We start from the raw sequence: 14,952 nt of genomic DNA, 5'->3' as shown, positions 1-14,952 counted from the left end.
GATTCTAACCCACCAACAGAACGATGAACTTCACTGTTGGCGGTGGGCCGGTCAGGCTGGAGCCGTGATCGTCGCCGTCCTCTCCGGGCTCGGGTTCGGACTCTCCCTGATCGTGGCCATCGGCGCGCAGAACGCCTTCGTCCTCCGCCAGGGCCTGCGCCGCGAGTACGTCGTCGCCATCGTGCTGGTCTGCACCGCCTCCGACGCGGTACTCATCTCCGCCGGTGTCGGTGGCCTCGGCGCCCTGGTCGAGGCGGCACCGGCGATCCTCACCGTGGCTCGGCTGGCCGGCGCCGCGTTCCTGCTCGGGTACGCGGTGCTCGCCGCCAGGCGTGCGCTGCGGCCCGGCACCCTGACCGCGGCGGCCGGCGGCGCGACCGCCGCGGCACCCGCCGTACTCGCCAGCTGCCTCGCCCTGACCTGGCTCAACCCGCACGTCTACCTGGACACGGTGGTGCTGGTCGGCTCGGTGGCGAGCGCGCACGGGTCGCTGCGCTGGTGCTTCGGGCTGGGCGCGGTGCTCGGCAGCGCGATCTGGTTCAGCGCACTGGGTTTCGGCGCCCGGCTGCTCTCGCCGCTGGCGCACCGCCGGACCACCTGGCGGGTGCTCGACGCCGGCGTCGCCGTGATCATGCTCGGCTCCGCCGCCACCCTCCTGTTCGGCCTTCGCTGACCCCCGCCGGGGTCCGCGCGGCGGGCCGAACGGGCCGCCACGACCGGAACCCCCGGGGAAGACGGCGCGGGCACCGGGGCGCCCGCCGACCGCGCTGCGGCGGCGCACCAGCAGCCGCACCGGCCAACGGCCGGTGCGGCTGCCTTCCTCGATCTTGACAAGGTCCATCGCTACAACTCTATAGTGCTAGGAACCTAGTTGAATGGTGGTTTCGTGATCGACTTTCATCTGGACGCCCGATCGGGCGTCTCGCCGTACCAGCAGCTGGTGCACCAGGTCCAGCAGGCGCTCCGGCTGGGGCTGTTGTCGGTCGGCGACCAGCTGCCGACGGTCAAGGAGGTGATGGCGAAGGTGGCCATCAACCCGAACACGGTCCTCAAGGCCTACCGGGAGTTGGAACACCTCGGGCTCGCCGCGGCCAGGCCGGGGCTGGGCACCTTCGTCACCCGCAGCCTCGCCGGCGACACCCTGGCGGCGCACCAGCCGCTCCGCGTGGAACTGCAGACCTGGCTGGACAAGGCGTTGCGGGCCGGTCTCGACGCGGACAGCATCGAGGCGCTGTTCATGGCGACCTTCCGCCAGGCGACCGACCTCCGCAAGGCGACCGAGGCGTCGCGGTGACCGCCGCCCTGTGCACCCGTGACCTGACGAAGCGGTACGGCAGGCACACTGCGCTCGCCGACGCGACCCTGACCGTACCGGCGGGCCGGGTCGTCGGTCTGGTCGGCCCGAACGGTGCGGGCAAGTCCACCCTGCTCAACCTGGTCGCCGGGACGATCCGGCCGACCTCGGGGAGCATCGAGGTACTCGGTGCCCGCCCGGCCGCCAGTGCCGCACAGCTGGCCCGGGTCGGGTTCGTCGCGCAGGACACCCCCGTGTACGCGGGGCTGACGGTTGCCGAGCACCTGCGCCTCGGCGCCCGGCTCAATCCGGGCTGGGACGCGGATCTGGCCCACCAGCGCGTCACCCAGCTCGGGCTCGACCCGGCGCGCCGGGCTGGACGGCTCTCCGGCGGGCAGCGTGCGCAGCTCGCCCTCGTTCTCGCCACGGCCAAGCGCCCCGAAATGCTGGTCTTCGACGAGCCGGTCGCCGCGCTCGACCCGTTGGCCCGCCGTACTTTCCTGCAGAACCTGATGGAGTCGGTGGCCGAGCTGGAGGCGACCGTCGTCCTGTCCTCGCACCTGCTCGGCGACCTGGAGCGGGTGTGTGACCACCTCGTGGTGCTGGCCGGTTCGCGGGTGCAGGTGGCCGGCGACGTCGAGGACATCCTGGCCGCCCACTACCGGGTCGTCGGCCAGCCGGGGACGATCGACCGCCTACCGCCGGGGGTCGAGGTCATCCAGGCCCGCGACAACCAGCGGCAGAGCACCCTCATCGTCCGCGACACCAGCGGCGTACTGCCCCGGCTGCTACCCGATCTGCTGCCCACCGCGGAGCCGCTCGCGTTGGAGGACATGGTCCTCGCGTACCTCGGCCGGGCGGTCACCGCGCCAGCCGCCGGTTCGCCCGGCACGACCGTGGAGGCGAACCTATGATCTGGCTGACCTGGCGTCAGTTCCGCACGCAGGCCCTTGTCGGCGGTGCGGGCGCCGCGGGACTCGCGGCCCTGCTGGTCGTACTGGGGCTGCGGATCCGCGACACCTACGAGGCGACCACGAGCTGCGGCAGCGGCTGTTCCGCGTCCGCCGCGCGCGACACCCTCGAACACGACTACCTCACCGTACTGTTGCTCGCCGGCCTGCTGGTCGTACTCGTGCCGGCGCTGGTCGGTGCGTTCTGGGGCGCGCCGCTCGTCGCGCGGGAGTTCGAGTCCGGTACCCATCGCCTGGTCTGGAACCAGAGCATCACCCGCGGCCGATGGCTCGCGGTCAAGCTCGGCCTGGTCACCGCCGCCGGGGTGGCGCTCACCGCGGTGTTGAGCACGCTGCTCACCTGGGCGGCGAGCCCGTACGACAGCCTCGTCGACGGCCGGTTCGACCCGCTGGTGTTCCCGACCCGCAACCTGGTTCCGCTCGGGTACGCCGCGTTCGCCGTGATCGCCGGCATCGTCGTCGGGCAGTTCACCCGCCGCACCGTCAGCGCGATGGCCGTCACTCTCGCGGTGTTCGCGGTGCTGCAGATCCTGCTGCCCACGGCGATTCGGCCGTACCTGCAGCCGGCCGTCACCGAGACCGTCACGTACGACGCGGCCTCGGTCCGCCAGGGCGCCCGCATCAACCTCAAGGGCGGTACCGCCCGGATCGAGGGATTCAACAAGCCGGGAGCCTGGGTGTTGTCAAGCAGTACCGAGCTGCTCGACCCATCCGGTCACCCGTTCACCGGCGCCGCGCTGGCATCGTGCGCCACCGGCAACCGCAGCCACGACGACGCCTGCTTTGCCGCCCGGCACGCACACTTCGTCGTCGCGTACCAGCCCGCCGACCGGTACTGGACGTTCCAGTGGCTGGAGTTCGGCGGATACCTGCTGCTCGCCGCGGCGCTCGCCGGACTCTCGTTCCGGCGCATCTCCCGCAGCCTCTACTAGCGCGTGTCTTCATGGCCAGCCACCCTGCTGCGCCGGGCCCGTTCGCCCCGGCGGAGCCATGAAGACACGCCCTAGGCGAGCAGGCGCTGCCGGACCGCCCGGAAGCTCTCCGCATCGACACCGGTCTCCCGCAGGTACGGCACGATCCCGCCGTACCGGTGCTCCAGGTGGGCCAGCGTGTTGCGCATGGTCTGCGCCGGACAACCATCGGAGCGGGCGTAGTCCGCGACGATGCCGTCCGGCTCGACCTCCAGGACACCGAGCAGCAGCGCCACCAGCACCCCGGTGCGGTCCTTGCCCGCGTGGCAGTGCACCACGACGCAGCCCGGTGGCGCCTCCGCAACCGCCCGGAAAGCAGTACCGATCCGGCGCTGGCAGTGGTCGAGCATCGGGCCATAGCTGTCCGGAGGCGGCTCGTAGTCGAGCACGTCGTCGAGCATCGGTACGTGCCGGTAGACCTCGTCGGCAGCGAACGGACTGGGATGCTCCGCGCACTCCCAGCTCCAGCGCAGGTCGACGATGCGCCCGATCGCGCCGGCGCGGATCGCTTGGACGGTCGCCGGCGGCAGTCGGTCGAGCCGGTCGGACCGCAGCAACGCACCCGCGCGGATCCGGCCGCCCGGCACGGTGCGCAGACCACCGACGTCACGCTGGTTCGTACAGCCGGCCCAGTCGAGGGTCACGGCCGGGCCGAGAGGTCGCGCAGCCAGTCGGTCACGGCGGTGAAGTCGCGCTCGGTCAGCCCGTGCCGCGCGTCCACCCGATGCAGCAACGCCACTCCGGCATGGTGGGCGCCGACCCAGGCACGGTCGGCGTCGTTGATCTCGTCGTCCAGCCAGACGAACGGCCGGCCCGCGGCCTGCTCGACCAGCGCCCGGGTCTTCCAGCCCAGCGAGCCGCCGGCGGAACTCAGCGCCCAGCTCGGGTCGTCCGCGTCGGGCACCTCACTCAGCTGCGCCACCGGCAGCTCGGGCAGCCCCAGCACCGGTGCGATGACGTCGTTCGCGTCGGCCATCCACGCGGTGGCCCAGACCAACTCGCACGGCAGCGCCAGCAACCGCGGGCCGTGCTTCGGCGACAGCCGCGCCAGCAGCGGGTTCGATGCGTTCTGCCAGCTCTCGTCCCAGTCGGACTCCGGCGCGTCGCCGCCGACCGGCAGCAGCGTGCCGTCGACGTCCAGGAACAGCAGCGGGCGGTTCATCCGGTCGGCCACGCAGGGCAGGATAGCGACGTCGGTGCGGGCGGGCCACAGCAGCGGCCGGTCGTCCGCGTGCCCGCAGGCCGCCCGTGGCACGACCGGCCGCCCGTCGGCGGCGGAACCACGTTGCCGGTGGCGGGCGGGATATCCGGCCCTGCGCGACCGGCTCACCGCTGGACCGCCAGCTGACCGGCTGAGACTGCGCTCCCGGCGAGAGAGGGTTTCCATCGCCCTTTGCTCTGCGCACTCACATGCACCACCGGTGGTGCATGTGAGTGCGCAGAGCAAAGGCGGCGACGACCGCTTGCCCTTGCCGCCAGGCGGCAGGGGCAGGCGGCCGGCGGCGGGCGGCGGGCGGCGGGCGGCGGGCGGCGGGGCCGAGCGGGCGCCGGGCCGGGCAGCCGGCGGTGGTTGCCCGTCAGCGGGCGACGGCAGCGGCAACCGCGGTGGCGACGGCCGGCGCGACCCGCGGGTCGAGGGCGCTCGGCACGATCCGGTCGGCCCGCAGGTCGTCGGCCGCCACCGCGGCGATCGCCTCGGCCGCCGCCAGCTTCATCGGCTCGGTGATCCGGGGCGCGGAGGCGTCCAGCGCGCCGCGGAAGATGCCCGGGAACGCCAGCACGTTGTTGATCTGGTTGGGGAAGTCGCTGCGGCCGGTGGCGACGATCGCCGCGTACCGGTGGGCGACGTCCGGGTGCACCTCGGGCGTCGGGTTGGCCAGCGCGAACACGATCGGATCGGGCGCCATGCCGGCCACCGCGGTCTCCTCGATGTGCCCGCCGGACACTCCGATCAGCACGTCGGCGCCGCGTAGCGCGTCCGCGATCGTCCCGCGCACACCGCGCGGGTTGGTGCGCCGCGCGAGGTCCGCCTTGACCGGGGTCAGGCCGGCGCGGGAGGCGTGCAGCACGCCGCGGGAGTCGCAGACGACCTGGTCGGCGGCGCCGGCCGCGGCGAGCATCCGGCTCACCGCGACGCCGGCCGCGCCGGCACCGGAGATCACGATCCGCTGGCCGGCCAGGTCGCGGCCGAGCAGCCGGACCGCGTTGCGCAGCGCGGCGAGCACGACGACCGCCGTCCCGTGCTGGTCGTCGTGGAACACCGGGATGTCGAGCCGCTCGTCCAGCCGGCGCTCGATGTCGAAGCAGCGCGGGGCGCTGATGTCCTCCAGGTTGATGCCGCCGAACGACGGGGCCAGCCGGGCCACCGTCGCGACGATCTCGTCCGGATCGGTGGTGTCCAGGCAGATCGGCACCGCGTCAACGCCGCCGAACTGCTTGAACAGCACCGCCTTGCCTTCCATCACCGGCATCGCGGCGGCCGGGCCGATGTCCCCGAGGCCGAGCACCGCGGTGCCGTCGGTGACCACCGCGACCGTGTGCGACACCCAGGTGTACCGCCGGGCCAGGGCGGGGTCTGCCGCGATCGCGCGGGACACCTCGGCCACGCCCGGCGTGTACGCCTTGGACAGGTCCTCGGGTGTCTCGATCGGGGAGGTGGCAGCCACCGCGAGCTTGCCGCCCTCGTGCAGGGTGAAGATCGGATCATCGGTACGAATCGACAGCGCGGTCACGGGCGTCTCCTTGCCGGTCAGCTCAACATGCTTGGGTGCCGTCGGCGGCGCCGGCCGCGTCGTGTCGCGGCACGGCCGCGGCGGGTCGGCAGCGTGCCGTGAGCGGTGCGGCCCGAGGGCCGCTCGGCACGGGGCCGGCTCGGCACGGTCGACTCGGCACGAGACCACCGAGGCTCGCCACGGCGGTCGGCCGGACGCGTAACACATCGGGCGGTGGGTGCACCCGATGCCGCAGGAGTCTAGCCAGCAACCGCGCAGTCGTCATGCGCAATCGGCCGGCACACCGCCGCCAAACGTTGTCCCGTTTTCGCCGTTCCACGTGGCGAAACGGACCGCTCAACGGATTGCGCGAAACGTCCCCGTCACGATGCCGCGACGGCGGCCACCAACCGCGGCGAAACGCCGGGCGACCGGTGCTCAGCGCTCGGCACGGAAGTACCGCAGGCGGACCACGCCGAGCACGTCGGCCACGCCGTACCGGCGGGAGTCGTCGGTGACCGCCGGGTTGTCGCCCTGCAGCCACCAGCCGTCCCGGTACGGACGGATCGCACGCTTGACGACCAGCAGGTCGGGCCGCACCCGGAACCGGGCGATCACCACGTCGCCGGGCCGGACCCGCCGCGCCGGCGTCGCCAGTACCGCGTCGCCGTGCCGGAGGGTGGGCACCATCGACGGCCCGGACACCGCCACCGCGCGGGCGCGCCCGACCGTCCAGCCGGCCACGGCCCCCGCCGCGGCGACCGCCAGCCCGACACCGAGTACCAGCCGAGTCCGTGTCACCCGCCCGACCTTAAAGGCCGGTTCAGCTCCACGGTGGACCGGCGTACCCGGAAGAGCGTGATCAAGGTCGCTCCGGGACTTCCCCGGTTTCGGGCGGGACGCCGGGGGTAGGGTCCTGCTGTGGGGAGATCCAGGCCGATGGCACGGTGTCTCCCTCCCTGCGCGGATTGACCACCCGCGTTGCCATAGCCATGTTGTTGACGGAGGACCGAATGCGACTGCCGCGTTTCCTCGCTCCTCGTCTCGTCGCGCACGCACACTGCGACCTTCCGTGCGGTGTGTACGACCCTGCGCAGGCGAGGATCGAGGCCGAGTCGATCAAGGGCATTGCGGACAAGTACCAGGCGAACGAGGACCCCGAGTTCCGCACCCGGGCGCTGATCATCAAGGAGCAACGCTCCGAGCTGGTCAAGCACCACCTGTGGGTGCTGTGGACCGACTACTTCAAGCCGCCGCACTTCGAGAAGTACCCGCAGCTGCACCAGCTGGTGAACGAGGCGACCAAGCTCGCCGGCGCCACCGGTACCAAGGGTTCCGTCGACCCGGCGGTCGCCCAGCAACTGCTGGACAAGATCGACGAGATCGCCAAGATCTTCTGGGAGACCAAGAAGGCCTGATCTCCGCTCGGTGCCCCGGCCAGCCGCCGGGGCACCGTCGTCTCCGCACCCCATGCGGCACGGCCCGCGCTCGCGGGGCATGCTGCGGGGATGAGCGAGACGCAGATCAGGCCGGTACGACCGGCCGACGTGCCCGCCGTCGTGGCGATGGTGTACGAGCTGGCCGAGTACGAGAAGGCGCCCGAGTCGTGCCGGCTGACCGACGCCCAGCTGCACTCCTGCCTGTTCGGCGAGCACCCCGCGCTGTACGGGCACGTCGCCGTCGACGCCGACGACACCCCGGTCGGTTTCATGCTGTGGTTCCTCAACTTCTCCACCTGGGAGGGGACCCACGGCATCTACCTGGAGGACCTGTACGTCAAGCCGGCGGCGCGGGCCGGCGGGATCGGCCGGCGGCTGCTCGCCACGCTCGCCGGCATCTGCGTCGAGCGAGGGTACGCCCGGCTCGACTGGTCGGTGCTCGACTGGAACCCGGCGCGCGAGTTCTACGCCGCGATCGGGGCCTCGGCGCAGCAGGAATGGATGCCGTACCGGCTGACCGGTACCGCTTTGACCGGACTCGCCGAATATCGATGAGCGTCACCGTCACGACCCGGTTACCGGAGAGTGGCAATCGTCCGTCGGTCGGGTGCGAGGCATGGGCGAACCCACCGGTGACCCTCTAGAGTGCAGTCGTGACACAGGCGCTGCCCGAACCCGACGTGGACGACGAGGACCTGGTCGTCCTCACCGTGCCCGCGGACGGCGCGTACCTGTCGGTGCTGCGTACCGCGACCGCCGGGCTGGCCGCGCGACTGCACTTCACCCTGGACGAGATCGAGGACCTGCGGATCGCGGTGGACGAGGCGTGCGCCATGCTGCTCGCCGCCGCGCCCGCCGAGGCCGAGCTGACCTGCCGGTTCGAGGTCGCCGAACAGACCCTCACCGCCGCGGTGAGCGTGCCCAGCAACGGCCAGCGGCTGCCCGGCACCGAGACGTTCGCCTGGATGGTGCTCGCCGCGCTCGCCGGCAGCGTCCGGTCCGACGTGTCCGGCGGGCGGGCCACCATCTGGCTGACCAAGAAGCGGGACGGCTCCCGGTGACCGCCGCGCCGCGCCGCCTGGACGGCACGTCCCGGCGGACCGACCCGGGCAGCCGGGCGCCGAGCCAACGCCAGCCGGCCGGCCCGTCCCGTACCGAACCGCCCCGCGCCGGACCGGCGCACGGTGCGCCGACGCATGGTGCACCGACGCGCGGCAAGCCCCGCGGCATCCCCCGGCAGTCCCCGGCGTACGCGGAGGAAGCCTGCACCGGTGAGCTGCTGGCCCGGCTCGGCCGCAGCCACCCCGGCGAGCCCGAGTGGTCGGCGCTGCGCGCCGAGCTGTGCCGCCGGCACCGGTCGCTGGTGCGGGCGCTGGCCTGGCGGTTCCGCGGCCGGGGCGAGGACCTGGACGACCTGGTCCAGGTCGGTACGGTCGGGCTGCTGCACGCCATCGACCGGTTCGACCCCGGCTGCGGGGCGGAGTTCACCAGCTATGCCACGCCGACGATCGTCGGCGAACTCAAACATCACCTGCGGGACCGGGCCGGCACCGTCCGGGTGCCGCGCCGGCTGCAGGAGCGGCACGCCGCGGTGTCCGCCGCCTCGGTCCGGCTGTACCAGCGGCTCGGCCGTTCCCCCACCGTGCACGAACTCGCCGAGGCGGCCGGGCTGACCGACGAAGAGGTGCTGGAGGCGCTGGAGGTGGCGCAGGTCAGCACCACGATCCCACTGGACGACAGCGATTCCGGCGCCGACACCGCCGCGCTGGACAGCGCCGACGCCCTCGCCGGGGTCGAGAACCGGGCCGCGTTGCGGCCGCTGCTCGACCGGCTCGCACCCCGGGACAAGCGCATCATCGTGCTGCGTTTCTTCGCCCACCGCACCCAGTCCGAAATCGCCGCCGAGCTCGGCATCTCCCAGGTGCAGGTGTCCCGCCTCCTCACCCGCACCCTCGCCACCCTCCGCACCGCCCTCGCCGACTGACCTCGCTGCGGCATGCAGGCGGGGCACGCACCTCGGTGGTGCGTGCCCCGGTGGGGTCGGCGGGTCAGGAGAGGGTGAAGTCCAGCGTGGTCGTCCGGTCCGGGTCGACGGTTGCGGTCTTGGTTGCGGGAGTGTGATCGGGTGCCGCGGCGGTGACCGACTGGTCGCCGGCCGGGGCGAAGAGCCGGTACCGCCCGTCGGCGTCGGTGTCGACGGCGCTGCCGGCCGCGGTGACCGTACCGGCGAGGCCGGCGCCGGCGGTGTCGGTCACGCGCCCGACGAGCAGGCCACCGGCGACCGGGTCGCAGCTGCGGTCGCCGACGAACACGTCGTCGACCTCCCACCACTGCGACCAGCTCCCGGTGTAGTGGAAGCGCACGACGGCCCGGTGGCCGGCCGCCGCCGGCAGCCCGACGACCACCGGCCCGCGGGAGTTCGCCGTGCCTGCCTTGCGCCACACCGACTTCCACGTCCCGCCGTCGTCGACGCTGACCTCCACGGTCGCCGTCGAGTTGACGGCGCCGCGCAGGTCGGTGTCGAACGACAGTGCCGGGGTGCTCGCCCCGGTCAGGTCGAAGGACGGCGAGGTCAGCGTCGTGTCCTGGATGGCGTGCTGTCCACTGTGGTCGGAGTCGACGATCGCGAAGTTGCCGTCGCCACCGGTGTGGTTGGTGCGATCGCCCGGGTTGGTGAACTGCCACCCGGGTACCGGATCGTAGCCGGGTTGGTGGTGGTCGACGTTGCCGACCATCCAGCCGGACGGGACGCTGCTGCCGGTGAACGCCTCGCTGGCGCCGGAAAGGTCGGCGTGGTAACCCGCGGCGGTGCACACCGCTGCGACCGTCAACGCCACGTCGCGGGTCAGTGCCGCGGTGCCGACGTCGACGGAAAGCCGCGCCGGGTCGTAGCCCGGGTCGACGGCGGCCACCTGCACGGTGTAACTGCTGTCCTGCAACAGATCCAGCTCGTACCGCCCGGTGGCCGGGTCGGTGCGGGTGGTGGTGCCGTCCGAGGCCGTGACCGTCGCGTACAGGCCCCAGCCGTGGCCGGATCCGTCGGTGACGGTACCGGTGACCGGCACCGTCGGGATCGCGTCCAGCGCAATGTCCACTGTGGACGACATGCCCGCCGCCACGGTCACGGTGGTCGTCCTCGTCCGGTAACCGTGCCGGGACGCCGTCAGGTCCCAGCTTCCCGCCGGCAGCGCCAGCGTCCGCCCACTCCGGGAACAGCTGCCGCAGTGCCCCGCTCAGGCTGCTCAACCCCAGCTGGGCGACGGTGTCGACGGCGGGCCGGATCGCGTCCACGACCGGCCCCAGCGTGTACGGCACCCGAAACGGCGGGCAACCGCCGACGAGTACCCGGCCGCCCGGCGGCCGGTCCGGCTGGGTGGCCAGGAACTCACGCAGCAGCCGGCTCTTGCCGATGCCGGCCTCACCCTCGATCAGCACCACCGCCGGCGGCTGGGCCAGCGCCTCGCGGAGGGCGTCGAGTTCACGCCGGCGACCGACGAACCGGGGGCGGGCCAGCGAGGGGCCGGGCGTCGGGCGGTCGCGCTGCATCTCTGCCGCCATCGCCGGTCCTCTCGCCGTTGCCGACGGGTCAGCCGGACGCTACCGGCATCTCGGGCGGTTGGGAACCACCGAACCCGAGCGGTCGGCGAACACCACAGGAGGGTTCCGACCGGGCACCGTCCGGCGCCGGCCCTCAGGGCCGGAGGTTGCGGCCACCGGCCGGCGCGGCGGCGGGGCGGCGGGACAGGACCAGGAGGGTGGCGCCGAGGGCGCCGAGCAGCAGCGCGACGGTCTGCGGGCCGAACGGACCCGTCGCCATCGTCCCGGTCGTGATGACCAGCAGCAGGGCGGCGAACAGGCAGCCGATCCCGGTGTACCCGGCGAGCGCCCGGGCGGACCGCGGCGGCCGCGGCGCGCGCAGCTCGACCCGGCCGAACACCCGGACCAGGACGGCGGTCAGCGCGATCAGCACCCCGTACCAGAGCGGCCGGGTCGCCCACCAGCCCGCCGACCAGGCCACCGGCAGCTGCCGGTGCAGGCCGAACAGAACCACGCCGACCAGGACGAACATCGCGGTCAGGTGCCACAGGTAGAGGGTCATGCTGCGGGCCTGGACGAACCCGACCGCGCGACCGACCGGCCGGTACCGCAGGGCGCGCAGCACCGGGCCGCGGGCGAGCAGCGCGATCGGTACCTGGAAGCCGGTGACGAGCAGCAGGCAGATCGTCGGCGGGTTCATGTTCGACATGGTGTCGCCGGGCAACCCGACCATGCTCGCCGGGTACGGCCCGGCGGCCACCAGCAGCGCCAGTACCAGCACCGAGGCGGCGGCGACCGCCACCAGCGCGCGGCGCGGCACGTTCCGGAACCGGCCGTCGGCGTACCCGAACCCGAGCAGGTAGGGCACCGCCCAGACGAACAGCACGTTCAGGTAGCCGAGCCAGGACGGGCCGCCGAGCAGGAACCGCGCGGCGTCCACCGCGACCGCGGCGCCGGCGAGCGGCAGGACCAGGCCCAGCCCGTACCGGTGGTAGGCGCGCAGCAGCAGCGGGGTGGCGAGCGACAGCAGCAGGTAGACCGCGACGAACCAGAGCAGCTGCGGCGCGATCGACGCGCCGCGCGCCACCGCCGCCGCCGGTACTCCCAGCGCCAGCGCGGCGGGCGCCAGCACCATCGCCCAGACCAGTACGAACACGATCACCGGTGGCAGCAGCCGGCCCAGCCGGCGACGCAGGAACGGTACCGGCGCCGTAGCGTCACCGCGCGAACACCAGGCGGCGGCGCCGGCGGCGAAGAACATCAGCGGGATCACCTGCAGCGGCCAGGTGACGAGCCAGCCCTGCCCGGCGGACAGCGCGTTGCCGATGGCGAGCCGCTGCCCGTCCCACCCGACGACCGGGATCAGCCAGTGCAGCAGCAGGACCGCGATCGTGCCGAACGCGCGGATCGCGTCGACGAACCGGTCCCGCCCGGCGGCGGCCGGTGCGGCGCCATGGCCCGGCGTTTTGGCTGGTACAGAGGTCAGCAGTGCCATCGTCAGCCTCGTGGGGTGGAGGGGATTTCGCTGCACCCAGCCTTCCGTCCGGACGACCGGTGCCCAATCCGGCGACCGGTAGCATCCGGCGCGGACAGCCACCGCACCGGCGGTGGGGTAAACCCCCGGACGCCCGCGACATTCGGCCCCCCGGTGCCGGCCGGCGACGGGTCATAGACTCCCGGTGACAGGCGACGACGTGGGAGGAGCCCGGGTGCGGAAGGTGCTGATCGCCAATCGGGGCGAGATCGCGGTGCGGGTGGTACGTGCCTGCCGGGACGCCGGGCTGACCAGCGTCGCGGTGTACGCGGACGAGGACCGCGACGCGCCGCACGCCAGGCTGGCCGACGAGGCGTACGCGCTGGGCGGCGTCACCGCCGCCGAGACGTACCTGAACATCGGCAAGCTGGTCGAGGTCGCCGCCCGCGCCGGCGCCGACGCGGTGCACCCCGGGTACGGCTTCCTGTCCGAGAACGGCGACTTCGCGCAGGCGGTGCTCGACGCCGGGCTGACCTGGATCGGGCCGAGCCCGCAGGCGATCCGCGACCTCGGCGACAAGGTCACCGCGCGGCACATCGCCGCCCGCGCCGGCGCCCCGATGACGCCGGGCACCCCGGATCCGGTGTCCGGGCCTGAGGAGGTCGCCGCGTTCGCCCGCGAGTACGGGCTGCCGGTGGCGATCAAGGCCGCCTTCGGTGGCGGTGGCCGCGGCCTGAAGGTGGCCCGCGACGCCGACGAGATCCCCGAGCTGTACGCGAGTGCGGTGCGCGAGGCGCAGGCGGCGTTCGGCCGCGGCGAGTGTTTCGTGGAGCGCTACCTGGACCGGCCGCGGCACGTCGAGGCGCAGGTACTGGCCGACACGTACGGCACGGTGATCGTGGTCGGCACCCGGGACTGCTCGTTGCAGCGCCGCTACCAGAAGCTGGTGGAGGAGGCGCCGGCGCCGTTCCTGTCCGACGAGCAGCGCGCCACCATCCACGCCGCGGCGAAGGCGATCTGCGCCGAGGCCGGCTACCACGGCGCCGGTACGGTGGAGTTCCTGGTCGGCGCGGACGGCATGATCTCGTTCCTGGAGGTCAACACCCGGCTGCAGGTCGAGCACCCGGTCACCGAGGAGACCGCGGGCATCGACCTGGTGCGCGAGCAGTTCCGGATCGCCGACGGGCAGCGGCTGCGGCTCACCGAGGACCCGGCGCCGCGCGGGCACGCGTTCGAGTTCCGGATCAACGGCGAGGATCCGGGCCGCAACTTCCTGCCGGCCCCCGGTACGGTCACCCGGTTCGTCGCTCCGGCCGGGCCGGGGGTGCGGCTCGACTCCGGGGTGGAGTCCGGCTCGGTGGTCGGCGGCAACTTCGATTCGTTGCTGGCCAAGCTGATCGTGGTCGGCGAGACCCGGCAGGAGGCGTTGCAGCGCGCCGCCCGCGCCCTCGACGAGATGCAGGTGGACGGGATGGCCACGGCGCTGCCGTTCCACCGCGCGGTGGTCGCCGACCCGGCGTTCGCGCCGGCCGACCCGAACGAGCCGTTCACCGTGCACACCCGGTGGATCGAGACCGAGTTCGACAACACCATCCCGCCGTACGCCCAGCCCGCCGAGCCGGCCGAGCCGGAGCCGCGGCGCACCGTGGTCGTCGAGGTGGCCGGCAAGCGGCTGGAGGTGACGCTGCCGGACGCCTTCGGTGCGGCAGCAGCCGCGCCGTCCGCCACCCCCGCCCGCCGGTCCACCACGAAGCGCCGGGCAGCCGGGGCGCACGCCACCCCGACCGGAGCCACCCTGGCCAGCCCGATGCAGGGCACCGTGGTCAAGGTCGCGGTGGCCGACGGCGACCTGGTCGCCGAGGGCGACCTGGTGCTGGTGCTGGAGGCGATGAAGATGGAGCAGCCGATCACCGCCCACCGCGCCGGTACCGTCGCCGGCCTGACCGCGGCCGTCGGCGCCACCCTCACCGCCGGCGCCGCGATCTGCGACATCGTCGACTGAGCGGCCCGGACGGGGAGGCGTCGGATGGTCGCCGCGATCGAGGTGTACTTCGACGGTGCCGCCCAGGCCCGGCTGCGCCGGCTGTGGGACGCGTTCGAGCAGGCCGGGATCCCGAGCCTGCGGGAGCACACCCACCGGCTGCACCGGCCGCACCTGTCGTTCGCGGTGGCCCGCCGGTTCGACGCGCAGCGGGTGGCCGACGCGGTGTCCGGGCTGCTGCCGCCGGACGGCATCGAGGTCGAGTTCAGTTCGGTCGGCGAGTTCCCCGGCCGGGTGCTGTGGCTGGGCCCGGTGCCGCACGCCGGGCTGCTCGCCCGGCACGAAGCGGTACACCGCCGGCTGACCGAGGCCGGCATCGAGGTCGACGCGGTGTACCGGCCCGGTGCGTGGGTCCCCCACTGCACGGTGTCCCAGCAGGTACCGTGGGCCGACCTGGCGCGGGCGGTCGGGCTGTGCCTCGATGCGTTGCCGATCACCGCGTCGCTACGCTCCGCGGCGGTCGCCGACCACTCCCGCGGGTTGTACCGACCGATCGGCTGACCGGCGGCCGTCG

16 protein-coding genes and 1 pseudogene are annotated in these 14,952 nt (G+C 73.3%); 10 read left to right on the top strand and 7 right to left on the bottom strand.

Going from position 1 to position 14,952, the window contains the following annotated elements:
- The first annotated feature begins 64 nt into the window (after positions 1 to 64).
- The 4 genes from Athai_RS03365 to Athai_RS03350 all read left to right on the top strand — a co-directional run bounded on the left by Athai_RS03365 (position 65) and on the right by Athai_RS03350 (position 3,197).
- Positions 65 to 673, top strand: coding sequence for a LysE/ArgO family amino acid transporter (locus Athai_RS03365; protein ID WP_203960105.1), 609 nt, complete (start codon positions 65 to 67; stop codon positions 671 to 673).
- Between the two features lie 213 nt (positions 674 to 886).
- Positions 887 to 1,294, top strand: a complete 408-nt coding sequence (locus Athai_RS03360; RefSeq protein WP_203960104.1) for a GntR family transcriptional regulator — start codon at positions 887 to 889, stop codon at positions 1,292 to 1,294.
- Positions 1,291 to 2,208, top strand: a complete 918-nt coding sequence (locus Athai_RS03355; protein ID WP_203960103.1) for an ABC transporter ATP-binding protein — start codon at positions 1,291 to 1,293, stop codon at positions 2,206 to 2,208. The genes Athai_RS03360 and Athai_RS03355 overlap by 4 nt, the downstream gene beginning before the upstream one ends.
- Positions 2,205 to 3,197, top strand: coding sequence for an ABC transporter permease (locus tag Athai_RS03350; RefSeq protein ID WP_203960102.1), 993 nt, complete (start codon positions 2,205 to 2,207; stop codon positions 3,195 to 3,197). Before Athai_RS03355 ends, Athai_RS03350 begins: the two co-directional genes overlap by 4 nt.
- A gap of 71 nt (positions 3,198 to 3,268) precedes the next feature.
- On the opposite strand, the gene Athai_RS03345 is transcribed toward Athai_RS03350, so the two are convergent.
- The 4 genes from Athai_RS03345 to Athai_RS03330 all read right to left on the bottom strand — a co-directional run bounded on the left by Athai_RS03345 (position 3,269) and on the right by Athai_RS03330 (position 6,637).
- Positions 3,269 to 3,880: a tyrosine-protein phosphatase gene (locus tag Athai_RS03345; protein WP_203960101.1), complete on the bottom strand. Its 612-nt coding sequence runs from the start codon at positions 3,878 to 3,880 to the stop codon at positions 3,269 to 3,271.
- Positions 3,877 to 4,398: an HAD domain-containing protein gene (locus tag Athai_RS03340; protein WP_203965305.1), complete on the bottom strand. Its 522-nt coding sequence runs from the start codon at positions 4,396 to 4,398 to the stop codon at positions 3,877 to 3,879. The genes Athai_RS03345 and Athai_RS03340 overlap by 4 nt, the downstream gene beginning before the upstream one ends.
- A gap of 415 nt (positions 4,399 to 4,813) precedes the next feature.
- The gene (locus Athai_RS03335) at positions 4,814 to 5,968 is read right to left on the bottom strand and encodes an NAD(P)-dependent malic enzyme (protein WP_420829762.1); all 1,155 of its coding nucleotides are present in this window, start codon (positions 5,966 to 5,968) and stop codon (positions 4,814 to 4,816) included.
- Positions 5,969 to 6,385: 417 nt separating this feature from the next.
- Positions 6,386 to 6,637, bottom strand: coding sequence for a S24 family peptidase (locus Athai_RS03330; protein ID WP_203965303.1), 252 nt, complete (start codon positions 6,635 to 6,637; stop codon positions 6,386 to 6,388).
- Between the two features lie 323 nt (positions 6,638 to 6,960).
- Between Athai_RS03330 and sodN the strand changes: the two genes are divergently transcribed.
- The 4 genes from sodN to Athai_RS03310 all read left to right on the top strand — a co-directional run bounded on the left by sodN (position 6,961) and on the right by Athai_RS03310 (position 9,370).
- Positions 6,961 to 7,365, top strand: a complete 405-nt coding sequence (gene sodN / locus Athai_RS03325) for a superoxide dismutase, Ni (protein WP_203960100.1) — start codon at positions 6,961 to 6,963, stop codon at positions 7,363 to 7,365.
- 90 nt (positions 7,366 to 7,455) lie between these two features.
- Positions 7,456 to 7,941, top strand: coding sequence for a GNAT family N-acetyltransferase (locus tag Athai_RS03320; protein ID WP_203960099.1), 486 nt, complete (start codon positions 7,456 to 7,458; stop codon positions 7,939 to 7,941).
- A gap of 98 nt (positions 7,942 to 8,039) precedes the next feature.
- Positions 8,040 to 8,447, top strand: a complete 408-nt coding sequence (locus Athai_RS03315) for an ATP-binding protein (RefSeq protein WP_203960098.1) — start codon at positions 8,040 to 8,042, stop codon at positions 8,445 to 8,447.
- A complete protein-coding gene (locus Athai_RS03310) occupies positions 8,444 to 9,370 on the top strand; it encodes a SigB/SigF/SigG family RNA polymerase sigma factor (RefSeq protein WP_203960097.1) in 927 nt (308 codons plus the stop codon). Before Athai_RS03315 ends, Athai_RS03310 begins: the two co-directional genes overlap by 4 nt.
- A gap of 64 nt (positions 9,371 to 9,434) precedes the next feature.
- On the opposite strand, the gene Athai_RS03305 is transcribed toward Athai_RS03310, so the two are convergent.
- The 3 genes and pseudogenes from Athai_RS03305 to Athai_RS03295 all read right to left on the bottom strand — a co-directional run bounded on the left by Athai_RS03305 (position 9,435) and on the right by Athai_RS03295 (position 12,418).
- Entirely contained in the window at positions 9,435 to 10,511 is a 1,077-nt protein-coding gene (locus Athai_RS03305) for a carboxypeptidase regulatory-like domain-containing protein (protein ID WP_203960096.1), read from the bottom strand.
- A 49-nt stretch (positions 10,512 to 10,560) separates the two neighbouring features.
- Positions 10,561 to 10,932, bottom strand: a pseudogene (locus tag Athai_RS03300) (AAA family ATPase); the annotation flags it as partial.
- A 145-nt stretch (positions 10,933 to 11,077) separates the two neighbouring features.
- The gene (locus Athai_RS03295) at positions 11,078 to 12,418 is read right to left on the bottom strand and encodes an acyltransferase family protein (protein WP_203960095.1); all 1,341 of its coding nucleotides are present in this window, start codon (positions 12,416 to 12,418) and stop codon (positions 11,078 to 11,080) included.
- Between the two features lie 214 nt (positions 12,419 to 12,632).
- Between Athai_RS03295 and Athai_RS03290 the strand changes: the two genes are divergently transcribed.
- Complete coding sequence (locus tag Athai_RS03290) at positions 12,633 to 14,399, top strand: acetyl/propionyl/methylcrotonyl-CoA carboxylase subunit alpha (protein WP_203960094.1); 1,767 nt, start codon at positions 12,633 to 12,635, stop codon at positions 14,397 to 14,399.
- A gap of 24 nt (positions 14,400 to 14,423) precedes the next feature.
- A complete protein-coding gene (locus tag Athai_RS03285; RefSeq protein ID WP_203960093.1) occupies positions 14,424 to 14,939 on the top strand; it encodes a 2'-5' RNA ligase family protein in 516 nt (171 codons plus the stop codon).
- Positions 14,940 to 14,952 lie beyond the last annotated feature (13 nt).

This window comes from Actinocatenispora thailandica (genome assembly GCF_016865425.1).
GTDB lineage: Bacteria > Actinomycetota > Actinomycetes > Mycobacteriales > Micromonosporaceae > Actinocatenispora > Actinocatenispora thailandica.
Note: the sequence above shows the minus strand (reverse complement) of the source record. Positions and strands in the feature narration are given on the sequence as shown.

Bases quoted from the DNA above. Each gene is read 5' to 3' on its own strand.
- Athai_RS03340 (WP_203965305.1), bottom strand. From the start codon at position 4,398: ATGAACCGCCCGCTGCTGTTCCTGGACGTCGACGGCACGCTGCTGCCG.
- Athai_RS03285 (WP_203960093.1), top strand. From the start codon at position 14,424: ATGGTCGCCGCGATCGAGGTGTACTTCGACGGTGCCGCCCAGGCCCGG.
- Athai_RS03295 (WP_203960095.1), bottom strand. From the start codon at position 12,418: ATGGCACTGCTGACCTCTGTACCAGCCAAAACGCCGGGCCATGGCGCC.
- sodN (WP_203960100.1), top strand. From the start codon at position 6,961: ATGCGACTGCCGCGTTTCCTCGCTCCTCGTCTCGTCGCGCACGCACAC.
- Athai_RS03350 (WP_203960102.1), top strand. From the start codon at position 2,205: ATGATCTGGCTGACCTGGCGTCAGTTCCGCACGCAGGCCCTTGTCGGC.
- Athai_RS03320 (WP_203960099.1), top strand. From the start codon at position 7,456: ATGAGCGAGACGCAGATCAGGCCGGTACGACCGGCCGACGTGCCCGCC.
- Athai_RS03330 (WP_203965303.1), bottom strand. From the start codon at position 6,637: ATGGTGCCCACCCTCCGGCACGGCGACGCGGTACTGGCGACGCCGGCG.